This is a genomic window from Geobacter sulfurreducens PCA (assembly GCF_000007985.2).
GTDB lineage: Bacteria > Desulfobacterota > Desulfuromonadia > Geobacterales > Geobacteraceae > Geobacter > Geobacter sulfurreducens.
In genome coordinates, this window is sequence record NC_002939.5 from 2,292,144 (window position 1) to 2,304,677 (window position 12,534).

Annotated in this window: 11 protein-coding genes; 2 read left to right on the plus strand and 9 right to left on the minus strand. The window is 63.2% G+C overall.

All coding sequences use genetic code 11. From position 1 onward, the window contains the following. Nucleotides 1-7: 7 nt before the first annotated feature. From GS_RS10470 to GS_RS10485, 4 genes are read right to left on the minus strand one after another with little or no spacing between them, the layout of a single operon-like run. Nucleotides 8-958, minus strand: coding sequence for a hypothetical protein (locus GS_RS10470; protein ID WP_010942728.1), 951 nt, complete (start codon nt 956-958; stop codon nt 8-10). Beyond that, nucleotides 955-1,524: a D-sedoheptulose 7-phosphate isomerase gene (gene gmhA / locus GS_RS10475; RefSeq protein ID WP_010942729.1), complete on the minus strand. Its 570-nt coding sequence runs from the start codon at nt 1,522-1,524 to the stop codon at nt 955-957. Before gmhA ends, GS_RS10470 begins: the two co-directional genes overlap by 4 nt. Then, nucleotides 1,521-2,726, minus strand: coding sequence for a glycosyltransferase (locus GS_RS10480; RefSeq protein ID WP_235044870.1), 1,206 nt, complete (start codon nt 2,724-2,726; stop codon nt 1,521-1,523). Before GS_RS10480 ends, gmhA begins: the two co-directional genes overlap by 4 nt. 56 nt (nt 2,727-2,782) lie before the next feature. Further along, nucleotides 2,783-3,826 (minus strand): rod shape-determining protein, encoded by a 1,044-nt coding sequence (locus tag GS_RS10485; RefSeq protein ID WP_010942731.1) that lies wholly within the window; start codon nt 3,824-3,826, stop codon nt 2,783-2,785. 203 nt (nt 3,827-4,029) lie between these two features. Between GS_RS10485 and GS_RS10490 the strand changes: the two genes are divergently transcribed. Further along, the gene (locus GS_RS10490) at nt 4,030-5,613 is read left to right on the plus strand and encodes a peptidylprolyl isomerase (protein ID WP_010942732.1); all 1,584 of its coding nucleotides are present in this window, start codon (nt 4,030-4,032) and stop codon (nt 5,611-5,613) included. Between the two features lie 25 nt (nt 5,614-5,638). Next, nucleotides 5,639-6,529, plus strand: coding sequence for a phosphoribosylaminoimidazolesuccinocarboxamide synthase (locus GS_RS10495; RefSeq protein WP_010942733.1), 891 nt, complete (start codon nt 5,639-5,641; stop codon nt 6,527-6,529). 93 nt (nt 6,530-6,622) lie between these two features. Here the strand turns inward: GS_RS10495 and GS_RS10500 are convergent, their stop codons facing one another. The 5 genes from GS_RS10500 to GS_RS10525 all read right to left on the minus strand — a co-directional run bounded on the left by GS_RS10500 (nt 6,623) and on the right by GS_RS10525 (nt 12,530). Beyond that, nucleotides 6,623-7,177: a YaeQ family protein gene (locus GS_RS10500; protein WP_010942734.1), complete on the minus strand. Its 555-nt coding sequence runs from the start codon at nt 7,175-7,177 to the stop codon at nt 6,623-6,625. A gap of 28 nt (nt 7,178-7,205) precedes the next feature. Further along, nucleotides 7,206-8,843: an ABC-F family ATP-binding cassette domain-containing protein gene (locus tag GS_RS10505; RefSeq protein ID WP_010942735.1), complete on the minus strand. Its 1,638-nt coding sequence runs from the start codon at nt 8,841-8,843 to the stop codon at nt 7,206-7,208. Nucleotides 8,844-9,085: 242 nt separating this feature from the next. Next, nucleotides 9,086-10,075: an HD domain-containing phosphohydrolase gene (locus GS_RS10510; protein ID WP_010942736.1), complete on the minus strand. Its 990-nt coding sequence runs from the start codon at nt 10,073-10,075 to the stop codon at nt 9,086-9,088. A gap of 593 nt (nt 10,076-10,668) precedes the next feature. After that, nucleotides 10,669-11,937 (minus strand): NAD(P)/FAD-dependent oxidoreductase, encoded by a 1,269-nt coding sequence (locus GS_RS10520; RefSeq protein WP_010942739.1) that lies wholly within the window; start codon nt 11,935-11,937, stop codon nt 10,669-10,671. Continuing rightward, nucleotides 11,937-12,530 (minus strand): 4Fe-4S dicluster domain-containing protein, encoded by a 594-nt coding sequence (locus GS_RS10525; protein ID WP_010942740.1) that lies wholly within the window; start codon nt 12,528-12,530, stop codon nt 11,937-11,939. The genes GS_RS10520 and GS_RS10525 overlap by 1 nt, the downstream gene beginning before the upstream one ends. Nucleotides 12,531-12,534: the final 4 nt, after the last annotated feature.

Below are 12,534 nucleotides of genomic sequence, written 5' to 3' on the forward strand. Positions count from 1 at the left end.
GGCTCCCCTACCCCCGTATCCGGTCCAGGATGCCCGCCGCCAGAAGCGGGATCATGATCTCGTGGTGGCCGGTGATGGTGTATCCCCGTCCCTTGCCCGACGTGGGACGCTTCACCACGTTCTGCAGGGGCCGGTAATGCTGCTGCATATCGAAATTGGCGGTTGAGAAGTGATCCACGTGGTGCCCCAGATTCTGGGCGATGGAAAGGGCCTTGAGGAATACCTCGGGCAGGAGCACCGCGCTTCCCACGTTCAGATAGACGCCGCCGTCGCCCAGGTCGGCCACCACGGAGGTAAGCAGCCGGAAGTCCCTGAAGGTGGCCTCGCCGATGACCGCGCCGTCCGCCTCGGGGTGCTGGTGGATGATGTCGGTGCCGACCGCCACGTGGACCGTCACCGGGATATCGTGCTCCACGCAGGTGGCCAGGAGGCTCGACGCGCGGTGGGGATTATTGTTCTCGACAATGAACCGTCCCACGGACTCGCCATAGCCCAGGCCCCGGGCGACACCCTCCCTGAGGGCCCGGTTGATGTGGCTACCGGTCTCCTCCGCCATGCCGAAGGTACCGCAGTGGAGAACCGCCCCCACATCCTCGCTCGTCTCGCCAATGAGCGACAACTCGTAGTCATGGATGGACCCGGCGCCGTTCAGGGCAACCGCCGTGACGACATCGGCCTCCACCAGTGCCTTCAGGACCGGCTGAAGACCGCACTTGATGACGTGGGCCCCCATGGCCAGGATAACCGGCTTCCCCTTTTCTCGGGCGGAGACCACGGCGCCGATGACTCCCGTGAGGGCCTCTGCGCCCAACTGGTTCGGCAGGGACCGGAGCAGATCCGCAACGCTCATCCCCGACGTGACCGATCCGGCAAAATCGCGCCGGATGCTCACCTTGTTCTTCCGTTCGGCAAGGGGATAGGTGGTGACTCCGGAAAGGTCCACGGGACGGTATTTCATGGGAACAGCCTCTTTTCGACCAAGTCGCAGACGATGTGAATAATGGTTATGTGCCCCTCCTGGATGCGGGGGGTATCGGCACTCGGCACGGTGAGATCCAGGTCCACGATATCGCGGATGGAACCACCGTCCCGGCCCAGGAGTCCGATGGTACGACAGCCGCGCTCACGGGCCAGGAGCAGGGCTTCCTGAACGTTGCGGGAGTTGCCGCTGGTGGAAATACCCACCACCACATCCCCTTCGTCGGCCAGGGCTTCCACCTGGCGGCGGAATATGGCGTCGAACCCATAGTCGTTGCCGATGGCGGTGAGAATGGAGGTATCGGTGGTAAGCGCCACGGCCGGCAGTCCCCGGCGCTCGAGCTTGAAGCGCCCGACGATCTCCGCCGCGAAATGCTGGGCATCGGCAGCCGAGCCGCCGTTCCCCATGACGAGGAGCTTGCGCCCCCCTGCCAGAGAATCGGCAAGGAGCTCCGCGAACGATGCGATGCGGCCTGCCAGTTCCCGTTCGAGCGCCTCCAGGACCTGTCGGCCGGCGCGCAGTTGTGCCGTAATGTCGTCTATCACTGGGCCACCTCCTTCCGCTCATCCCCCTGGCGGGTTCCGTCGGAAATTGCTACTGTAACGCAATCGGCCGGGGCTGTCACCGGATTTTGCTCCCCTTCGCGCCGGTAGAGCTCCTCTTCCCGGGCATCGACCTCCCCCTCGAGCCACGCGAATGGACGAAAGAACATTTCCCCGGGCAGATCAATGCCGTCGATCCCTGCCACCCAGACGAGGTCGTTCTCCTCGGCCGCACAGCGGTCCGCGATCCTGCGGAGGGCGGAGGGGGCGAAAAAGCGCGGCAGTTCCTCCACGACGATGCTGCGGTGCAGGGAACCGAGCCCTGCGGCAGAAACCGCCCGCCTGAGTTTACAACCGATCGCCACGGTGAAGCGATGGCCCATGCGGGCCGCTCGCAGCAGCACGCCGAATCGGGCGCGCACGACCTCCGGGTCCGCCTCGGCAGGGAAATAGACGAGGAACGAAGCCTCGCGGCCCCAACGGGCATCCACCGTTGCCACGCTGGCACTGACCAGCTCCCGGCGGCGCGTGGGCGAGCCGAGCAGCACCTCATCCCGAAAGGCCACCGGCACGCCTTCGGCTGCCAGGGTCAGGCACCCTCCGGCCAGGGCCCGGCGGGAGTAGTCCCTGAGACACAAGAGATCGCCGTCCAGTTCTTCGTCAAAGCCGCCCATGCGCTCGAACAGGGAACGACGGATCAGCATCGCCGCAAAGGAGCCGTGGGAGACCTCGGTTACCGTCACATCAGGCTTCCCCCTGCCGCGGCGCGACGTGGCGGCATCCAACACCAGAAGGGGAACTGCGAGACCAATCTCGGACCGTGCCCTCGCCAGTTCCACCAGTGGCTCGAGCCAGCCGGGCGCCACAACTGTGGTATTACGCACGATCACGACGAAGGGGGCTTCGGCCCGGGACAGGCCACGGTTCACCGCCGGAACAAAGCCGCTGGTGATATCGTTCCTCAGGAGCAGGGCCCGCTCGCCGAGCCGCTCGGCGAACTCTTCGAGGAGTCGTTCGGTTTCCCGGTCGCTGCCATTGTCGATGAGGATGAGGCGAGCTTCCTGAGTGGACTCCACGAGTGACACGAGACAGTTGCGTGTCTCAACGGGACGGTTCCAGACGGGAACGAGTATGTCGACGGAGAAGGATGCCATCGGAATGCTGCCGTGTGACTGGATAGAGGGGATGACGGCACGGCCGCACATCGGGTGAGGTGCGGCCGTGCAAACAATGTGTATGCGTCCGGGGGGACGGCGTCCGGTCAGGAGCTGACGGCGACCCGGCGGAGCAGGTTCAGCTCGTCGAGAACCTTGCCGGAACCGAGAACGACGCAGGAGAGAGGGTCGTCGGCGATGAAGACCGGCAGCCCCGTCTCTTCGCGCAGGAGCATGTCCAGGTTACGCAGAAGGGCACCGCCGCCGGCCAGGAAGATTCCCCGGTCCACGATATCGGCGGCAAGCTCGGGGGGGGTCCGCTCAAGGCAGATCTTGACGGCGTCCACGATGGCATTGACCGGCTCGGACAGGGCCTCACGAATCTCGTCCGAATTGATCTCAGTGGTCTTGGGAATGCCGGACACCAGGTCCCGCCCCTTGACCTCCATGGTCCGCATCTCGCCGGCGGCATAGGCTTCGCCGATCTCGATCTTGATGATCTCGGCCATGCGGTCGCCGATGAGGAGATTGTACTTGCGCTTGATGTACTGGACAATGGCCTCGTCCATCTTGTCGCCGCCGACCCGTACCGACTTGGTGAGCACGATGCCTGCCAGCGAGATGACCGCCACCTCGGTGGTGCCGCCGCCGATATCGACGATCATGTTGCCGCTCGCCTCGGTAATGGGAAGGCCTGCGCCGATGGCTGCCGCCATGGGCTCCTCGATCAGATAGACTTCACGGGCGCCGGCCGACTCGGCCGACTCCTTGACGGCCCGCTTCTCCACCTGGGTGATCCCCGAGGGAACGCAGATGACGATCCGGGGACGAACCAGGGTCTTGCGGTTGTGAACCTTATGGATGAAGTAGCGGAGCATCTCCTCGGTGATGTCGAAATCGGCGATGACGCCGTCCTTCATGGGGCGGATGGCGGTGATGTTGCCCGGCGTGCGGCCGAGCATCTTCTTGGCTTCCATCCCCACCGCCAGCACCTTCTGCTGGCCCATATTGGTCTTCTGCACCGCCACGACGGACGGCTCACGCACCACGATCCCCTTCCCCTTCAGGTAAACGAGGGTGTTGGCGGTGCCGAGGTCGATTGCCAGGTCATTGGAAAACAAGCCGAAAAGGCTGTCGAATATCTTGAGCATGGACTCTGAATCCTTTCACGCATGCAAAGGGGGAATGACGTTTTTGAAGCGCTGAATCGTAGCAGAAACCCATCCAGCGTGCAAGGGGGAAAAGCGCCGGATAGTGTAATCATGTTGCGTTCCCATAGGTACTTATAGTAGTATTCGGACCCGTCGTTTCCACGGCGCATCCGAATCCATCCGGCACAAAGGAGTCCCCGCCAATGCTCGGCATCATGAGGAAGTACAAGCAGTCCCCCGTCATCAAGGTGGTCTTCGGCGTCATCGTTCTCTCCTTCATCGGAACCATCTTCCTGGTCTGGGGCAAGGGAGAAGGCAAGCTGACTCCTTCCAGCTACGCCGTCAAGGTCGACAGGACCAAAATCAGCTACGAGGAATTTCAGCGGACCTACTACCGGCTGCGCGACATTTATGTCCAGCTCTACGGTCCCGCCCTCACCCCCGACCTGGAAAAACAGCTCAACGTCAAGAAGCAGGCCCTCGACACCCTCGTCGAAGGTGCGCTCGTTCGCAACGCCGCCCGGGATATGGGAATCAAGGTCAGCAAGGATGATGTTCAGCAGGCCATCGCCGCCATGCCCTCGTTCCAGGTGAACGGAGCCTTCAGCTTCAACCAGTACGTACAGGTCCTCAAAGCCAACAGGATTGCGCCCAAGGAGTTCGAAGAGGGGCAGAAGGATGAGCTGATGATCAAGAAGGCCCAGGACCAGATCAAATCCCGGGCCACGGTGAGCGACGACGAGGCGCGCGAGCTTTTCCGCAAGCGCAACGACCGGCTCGCGATTTCCTATGTATCCTACTCCCCCGACGACGTGAAGGCGGAGATCAAGCTCACCGACCAGGAGCTTACCGACTTTCTCGCCAAGAACCAGAACGACTTCAAGACCCCCGAGAAGATCAGCATCACCTACGTGATGGTCGATCCCCTGAAGGTGGGTGGCCTTGAGGTGAGTGAGGCCGATATCCAGGCCTGGTACCAGAAGAACATCGACCGCTACCAGGGACCTGCAGGCATCCTTCCGCTGGCCGAGGTCAAGGAGAAGGTCCGGGAGGACGCCCGGCGCTTCAAGGCCGGTCAGCACGCTTACGAACTGGCCGCCGCCGCTATCAACAAGAACAAGGCAACCGGCGACATCGGCGCCGTGGCCCGGGCCCTGGGCGCCAAGACGGAAGAGACCGCCCTGTTCACGGCCCAGCAGCCCGCACCCGCCCTGGCCGGCGAAACAGAGCTGATCCGCCGGGCCTTCATCCTCAAGGAGGGCGAACTGGGTGGCCCTGTGGAAACGAAAAAGGGAATCTACCTGATCAAGATCAAGGAGCGCAAACCCGCCGAAGTGCCGCCGCTGGCCCAGATTCGCGCCCAGGTCGAAGAGAAGGCCAAGACAGCGAAGGCAGTGGATCTGGCGAAGAAGAAAGCCGAAGAGGCCCAGGCAAAGCTGGCCAAAGGCGATTCGACCGGCCTCACGCTCCGGGATTCCGGCCCCTTCGCCTTCGACGCCAAGGGGAACATCCCCACGGTGGGCGCCTCGCCGGAGCTCATGGAAGCAGCCTTCAAACTCACCACCGCGGCGCCGGCACCCAAGGAGCCGATCCGGGTAGGCGCCCGCTGGATTGCCTTCCGCCTCAAGGAACGCACCGAGCTGAACGCCGCCAACTTTGCGGCGCAAAAGGAAAAGATCAAGCAGGAGATCCTGCCGCGCAAGCAGGACGACGAATATCGCAAATGGATCGAAGAGCTTCGGAGCAAGGCGAAGATCGAGATCAACCCCGCCCTCAAGGACATTTGACCATTAACAAGAGGAGATTCAAGCCATGGCAGAACTGGTGCTCAAGACCGATTTCCCCGACCTGAAACTTGCCGGCCGCGGCAAGGTACGCGACATTTACGATCTGGGCGACGCGCTGCTCATCGTCACCACCGACCGGATCTCGGCCTTCGACGTCATCATGAACGAGGCGATTCCCGACAAGGGGTACGTCCTCACCCAGATATCCTCTTTCTGGTTCCGCCAGATGGAGGACATCATCCCCAACCACATCATCTCCACCGACGTGAAGGACTTCCCGGCCGAGTGCCAGAAGTATGCGGCCCAGCTCGAAGGCCGTTCCATGCTGGTCAAGAAGGCCAAGCCCCTGCCGGTGGAATGCATCGTGCGCGGCTACATCTCCGGCTCCGGCTGGAAGGACTACAAGGCCACCGGCGCCATCTGCGGCATCACGCTCCCGGCCGGCCTCGTGGAATCCGACAAGCTGGAGGAGCCCATCTTCACCCCCTCCACCAAGGCGGAACTGGGTGAGCATGACGAGAACATCTCCTTCGACAAGTGCGTGGAGCTGATCGGGCGTGAACTGGCCGAAAAGATCCGCGACGTCACCATCGCCATCTACAAGCGGGCCCGGGACATCGCCGACACCAAAGGAATCATCATCGCCGACACCAAGTTCGAGTACGGCATCTACAACGGCGAACTGATCATCATCGACGAGTGCATGACCCCGGACTCCTCGCGCTTCTGGCCCAAGGACAGCTACAAGCCGGGCGGCGCCCAGCCCTCCTTTGACAAGCAGTTCCTGCGGGACTACCTGGAGACCCTCGACTGGGGCAAAACCGCGCCGGCGCCGCCCCTGCCCGAGGAAATCGTCCGCAAGACCGGCGAGAAGTACATGGAAGCCCTGGTCCGTCTCACCGGAAAAGGCAAGTAACCCGTCCTCTTCCACCAGATCAAAAGCACGAAACCCCGGCCGCTACGGTCGGGGTTTCGTGCTTTCCGGCTCGGGATGTAAGGGGACGAAGAGTCAGCCGGCGGCCGGGGCCGAACCGGCCAGCGATTCCAGGACGGCCTCCAGGGTCTCTCCCCCCGTTGTCAGGTAGAGGGTGCCGTCGGTAACGGTCAGCTCCCAGGAGATGTTCCGTTCCAGCCCGGCTGCAAGTTGGGCGACCACGGCATGATCGATCCCCAGAACGCTCAGGTTCGGGACCCCGGTCAGCCGTGCCAGGTGCTGATCGTCCCAACGGAACCTGGCGGGGCCGCAGGCCAGGAGAACGACCCGCTCCGCATGGCGACACGCTTTCAGCAGCCGCTCCGGGTCAGGCGTACCAACCTCGACCCAGAGCGTCACCCGGCCATCGGGCCCCTTGCACCACAGGTCGGGCTCGTCTCCCGCGCAGATCCCCTTGGTGAAGGTCAGCTCAGGCTCGTACCAGAGGGCAAAGGCAAGCAGCCTCAAGACGACCCGCTCCGCCGTCTCGGACGGATGCCGGGCAAGGGTGGTCTGTAGGGTCTCGTAGATGCCGCGGTCCACGTGCGAAAGCTGGACGACGGCGCGATGGACTGTGGATGGCAGGGCCATGCGGGATGCTCCTTGCGGGCAGGGAATGTCAGCAGGCCGCCAGGTGCAGCTGCTGCGATTTTTCGAGATAGTAGCCGTAATTCCCTTCGTAGATCCGCATTTCACCATGATCGATCTCGAACACCCGGTCCACCAGCAGCCGGAGGAAGTGGCGGTCATGGCTCACCAGCACCACGGTTCCGGTAAAGTTCTGCAGCGCGTCCAGCAGAATCTCCCGCGAACGGATATCCAGGTGGTTGGTCGGCTCGTCCAGCACCAGGAAATTGAGGGGCCGGGCCAGGAGCGTGGCCAGCACCACCCGGCTTTTCTCGCCGCCGGAGAGATTCTCGATGCGCTTGTCCACCGCATCGCCCGAGAAGAGAAAGGCCCCCAGCAGGTTGCGGATCACGCCGATGGTCGCCAGGGGCATGGCGTCCTGCACGGTCTCGAATACGGTCTTTTTCGGATCGAGCAGTTCCATGGCGTGCTGGCTGAAGTAGCCCAGGGACACATTGGCGCCCAGGGCCACGCTGCCGTCGGTGGGCTCGGTCCGGCCGGCCAGGACCTTGAGGAAGGTGGACTTGCCGGCGCCATTGACCCCAACCACGGCGATCTTGTTCTGGCGGCGGATCACGCCGGACACGCCGCTGAAGACTGATTTTTCGCCGCCTCCCGGCAGGCTCCAGCTCTTGGCGAGCCCGTTGAACACGGCCACGTCGTCGCCGCTGCGAGGGGGGTCGTTGAACTCGAACCGGATCACCCGTTCCTCGGGAGGAATCTCGATCCGATCTATCTTTTCGAGCTTCTTCACCCGTGACTGGACCTGGGCCGCATGGGATGCCCGGGCCGCGAAGCGGGCAATGAACTCCTCTTCCTTGGCCAGCATCTCCTGCTGCCGCTTGTGGCTGGCCAGCAGCTGCTCGCGGCGGATGTCCCGCTCCCGCTCGTAGAAATCGTAATTGCCGCCGTAGGTGGTGACGGTCTTATCGGCCACTTCGATAATGCGTGTCACGATCCGGTTCATGAAGTCCCGGTCGTGGCTCGTCATGAGCAGTGCGCCCGTGAACTCTCCGGCCAGCCACTCTTCGAGCCAGATAATCGACTCCACGTCCAGGTGGTTGGTGGGCTCGTCCAGGAGCAGCACATCGGGTTGCAGGGTCAGAATGCCGGCCAGGGCAATGCGCATCTTCCAGCCGCCGCTGAAGGACTCCACCGGATGGTCGTAACGGTCCGGGCCGATGCCGAGCCCGGTCAGAATCGTCCGCGCCCGGGTGTCCAGGTCGTAACCGCCCCGGTGCTCGAACTCCTCCATGGCGGTGCCGTACCGCTCCAGCAGGGCCGCCATGGCATCATCGTCCATGGGCTCGGCCATGGCCGCCTCCATCTCCTTCAGCTCCGCCGCCAGGCGCACGGTCTCGGCCGAGACCGCCATGACCTCCTCCAGAGCCGTGCGGCCGGCCATTTCCCCCACGTCCTGCGAAAAATAGCCGATGGAGGTCCGCTTGGCGCAGGTGATCTCGCCGGCGTCCACCTCCTCCTCGCCGGTGATGATCCGGAAGATGGTCGTCTTGCCGGCGCCGTTGGGGCCCACCAGGCCGGTGCGGCTGCCGGGAAGGATCTGGAAGCTGGCGTCGCGGAACAGAAGCTGGTTGCCGTGTTGTTTGGTGATGTTCGAAAGATGGATCATTGCCGCTCCTGCCGGAAAAGTGAACTGCTTCACCTATCACGACCGGCACGGGGTGACAACTGTTTTTTGAGGTGCGGCGGGACGCATGGAGCGGCGATCCGGTCGCGGACAGCCGCTCCGTGCCGGTTTATTGCCCGTCGGGTGCGTTGCAGCGTTTACCGGGACGGCTGCACGGTGACAGGCTCTGGCACAGGCTCCTCGTGAGCGGTGGTATGCACCCTGACCGGGGCAGTTTCGGAGATTCAACCGTGGCCACGGTCTTCACTCACACAATCGCTCAGCAGCAAATTTCTTTTATTGAGAGCTCCCACGAAGCAATCCACAAGTGCGGGATCAAGTGCATTTCCCTTCATTGAGAGGAGGATTTCAACTCCTTTTTGCAAACTATAGGCTCGACGATAGGGCCTTTCAGTCGTCAGCGCATCATAAACATCGGCAACGGCGACGATCCGTGCCGCCACGGGAATCGCCTCTCCGGCGAGCCGATGGGGATAGCCTTCTCCGTCAAAGCGTTCATGGTGATAAAGCACGATATTCACGACTGCCGTAGGCAGCTGTGCCTGTCTGGCCATTTCAGCACCCATTACAGGATGCTTCTTTATGGTGTCGAACTCGCGTGCCGCCACAGGACCGCCGAAGTTGAGAATAGCCTCGGGCACCCCGATCTTGCCGCAGTCGTGAAGCCAACTGCCATAACGGAGGTCCTTGCGCATCTGCGGCGAAAGCCGCAGTTCATCGGCAATCATCAGGGCGTAGGAGGCAACCCTGCCGCAGTGGCCCCGGGTGTAGGGATCCTTCAACTCGATGGTCTGGGCAAGGCCCTGAATAACCGTCTCGTCCTCACGGGCAAGGGTGGATAGTGTCAGATAGCGGTGTATTGACTGCTCCACCATCGTCACCAGCTCATCGTTATCCCACGGTTTGACCACGAACCGGTACACCTCGCCGCGGTTGATCGCCTCAAGGGCGGAGGGGAGGTCGGTATAGGACGTCATCAGGATATTGACCGTCTTGGGGGCAATGTTTTTCAGCCGGCTGAAAAACTCCACGCCCCGCATACCGGGCATCATGTTGTCTGCCACGACCACTGCAATCTCGTGCCGTTCAAAGAGCGACAGGGCCTCGACCGCACTCCCGGCCCGCAACACGTCCATTCCCGTGTCGGCAAAAAGCCGTACCAGAGATTTAAGGATATGCTCTTCATCATCAACAAACAGGATACTAACACTCATGTACACCCCTCCATTCGGAAACCAGCCCCCCACCCTCATCCTCTCCCATTGCCAGAGTTCGGAGTCGGAACCAGTCACAGCGATAGTATTTCACGACAACCTCATCAATGGGCTCACCCCCAGACGGCAGCAATCGCGCCGGGGGCCGAACGCGATCGGAGACATCCCGATTTGAAATCAACCCTTTTCATAACGTATCGGATAATCGCGCATAATCCTGTGCGCGGAACCATCGGGAAATTCCTGACAAGGCCTTCCGAAACCCCTGACTGCCTATCGCATTCCCCGAAAAAAATCCCCGATACCGTCCGAAGGCGGTATCGGGGATTCGCGGAGAGTGGGTGGTATAGTAGAAGCGCCGGGCAATAAAATCAGCAGGTCCCCGAAATCTCCCCGCCGCTGCGCAGGGCCCGCCGCGGCAGTCGGGCTGCCATGGCATAGCCTGCACATTTGTTTGAACACCGTGCGGACACGCTGGCACGACACGACAAAAAAGGGACCGGATTCGCAATCCGGTCCCTGAGCGGTAGCAATAGGCATCTGCCCTCTCCCCCTTCGCACCGCAACGGCGCCGCGTGCAGAGGGGCGACAGGCTATCCGGCCATGACGCCCTGCATCCCGTACCCCCGCCCGGACGCCCTGCCGGCGCCGCATCCGGTCACCTGCCGGTAGTATGCATCGTGGCGCGGGGAGGAGAGGATGGTGCGGATTGTGCCGTCGACCCGCTGACGCGAGACGTAGAGCTGATAGACGTATCCCGACATCTTCGTGTCGCCGATGATGATGTAGCCGTTGATCATGCCGTCCTTCAGGTAGACCCGGCGCCAGACGTCGCCCCGCTGCCAGGTGACCGGCTCGCCCGTGAAGCTGCCCGCCGAGACGATGGGAAAGTCGATGTGCTTCTTGAGCACGTTCGTATTGACCGAGCCGGCGTAGCTGCCGTCGCCGTTCAACAGGTGCCGTGCGGCGGTGCGGGCCTGGCGCATGGCGTTGGGATAGGTGGCATAAACCCCGGCCTCGCCGGTGACCGCATGGGGGGTGACGGCCACGTCCCCGGCTGCGTAGATGCCCGCTTCCGCCAGCATCTGCCGGTCCGACGGCACCCCCTTGTCGTCGCCGCGCAGGGGCTCCGAGTTGGGGGAGACTCCGATTGCCACGATCAGCAGCTTCGTCTCCCTGGCGGTGCCGTCGGAGAAACGGACCGCTGAGAGCTCTCCCCCCGTGGTCACGATGTCGGCCACCGTGGTCCTGAGCCGGATGTCCATCCCGGTCTTTTCCACCAGTTTCGCGGTGGCGAACTGCCCCCCCTCTTCGTCCGTCATCTGGGACAGGACCCGGGTGTTGCGGTGGACCAGGGTGATGGCGAGCCCGCGGTGCCACAGGGCCAGGGCCGCGTCCACCCCGATGAAGCCGCCGCCGAACACGACCGCCTCGCCCACGTTGTGCTCGCGGATGTAGCGGTCGATGGCAACCATGTCCGACAGAGTCTTGAAACCGAAGACGCCCCGGGTGTCGAGCCAGTCGGGCCGGGGATACCAGCTGCGGGCGCCAGCGGCGTAGAAGAGGCGGTCGTACTGTTCGCTCCGTCCCGATGCGGTCCGCACCAGCCGCCGCTCCGCATCCACCTCCACCACCGGGTCGGCCAGGCGCGGCGTCACGCGGTAGCGGCCGTAGAAGTCGCTCCCCTTCCAGTAGACGGTCTCCAGCGGCTCACCGGCCAGGTAGAAGGGGATGACGCAGGGGGAATAGGGAGCAAATTCCTCGTCACCGCACATGACGATCTCGCCCGCGAATCCGTCGAGCCTGAGCCGCTCGACGAACTCGGCGGCCGCCATTCCCGTCCCCACGGTTACCACCTTCATCACTCACCTCCGCGGCGCCGGGCAAACTCTTTCCGGCGCATCTCCCGCAGCAGTTCGAGGCCGGGCGGCAGTCCTTCCCTGCCAAGGAGGTAGTGCCGCAAGCTTTTGGCGGCCCGTTCGGCGCGGACGGCCCCGTACTCGGCAAAGACGAGGGCGCCGGAATGGCAGGCCTCGACACAGGCTGGAGTCCCCCCTTCCCTGACCCGTGGGGTGCACAGGTCGCACTTGTGGGCCACGTCCCGGCCGTAGTCGGAGCGGTGGGTGGCCTTGAAGGAAATGGCATCGAAGGGGCAGACCATGGCGCACATCGCGCAGGCCTTGCAGCGCGCCGGGTCCAGGATGACCGCGCCGTTTTCCGGGTCCCGGCCCAGGGCGCCCGAGGGGCAGGCATCGAGGCACTCGGCCGGGTCGCAGTGCCGGCAGGAGAGCGGAAATGCCTCCTCGTCGATGCCGAGCACCCGGACATTCACTTCGGTCCGGTCGTCGCCGAGGGCGGCCAGGAGGGAGCCGCCGGGATGGTGCCGCACGGCGCACGCGGTTTCGCAGGCCTTGCAGGCGAGGCACTTTTTGTAATCGACGAATATCCGTTTCATTGCA

What these genes read in the sequence shown, in the direction of transcription:
- GS_RS10500 (WP_010942734.1), bottom strand. Translation starts at nt 7,177, where the DNA reads ATGGCCCTGCCATCCACAGTCCATCGCGCCGTCGTCCAGCTTTCGCAC.
- GS_RS10495 (WP_010942733.1), top strand. Translation starts at nt 5,639, where the DNA reads ATGGCAGAACTGGTGCTCAAGACCGATTTCCCCGACCTGAAACTTGCC.
- GS_RS10510 (WP_010942736.1), bottom strand. Translation starts at nt 10,075, where the DNA reads ATGAGTGTTAGTATCCTGTTTGTTGATGATGAAGAGCATATCCTTAAA.
- GS_RS10470 (WP_010942728.1), bottom strand. Translation starts at nt 958, where the DNA reads ATGAAATACCGTCCCGTGGACCTTTCCGGAGTCACCACCTATCCCCTT.
- GS_RS10490 (WP_010942732.1), top strand. Translation starts at nt 4,030, where the DNA reads ATGCTCGGCATCATGAGGAAGTACAAGCAGTCCCCCGTCATCAAGGTG.
- GS_RS10480 (WP_235044870.1), bottom strand. Translation starts at nt 2,726, where the DNA reads ATGTGCGGCCGTGCCGTCATCCCCTCTATCCAGTCACACGGCAGCATT.
- GS_RS10505 (WP_010942735.1), bottom strand. Translation starts at nt 8,843, where the DNA reads ATGATCCATCTTTCGAACATCACCAAACAACACGGCAACCAGCTTCTG.
- GS_RS10525 (WP_010942740.1), bottom strand. Translation starts at nt 12,530, where the DNA reads ATGAAACGGATATTCGTCGATTACAAAAAGTGCCTCGCCTGCAAGGCC.
- GS_RS10485 (WP_010942731.1), bottom strand. Translation starts at nt 3,826, where the DNA reads ATGCTCAAGATATTCGACAGCCTTTTCGGCTTGTTTTCCAATGACCTG.
- GS_RS10520 (WP_010942739.1), bottom strand. Translation starts at nt 11,937, where the DNA reads ATGAAGGTGGTAACCGTGGGGACGGGAATGGCGGCCGCCGAGTTCGTC.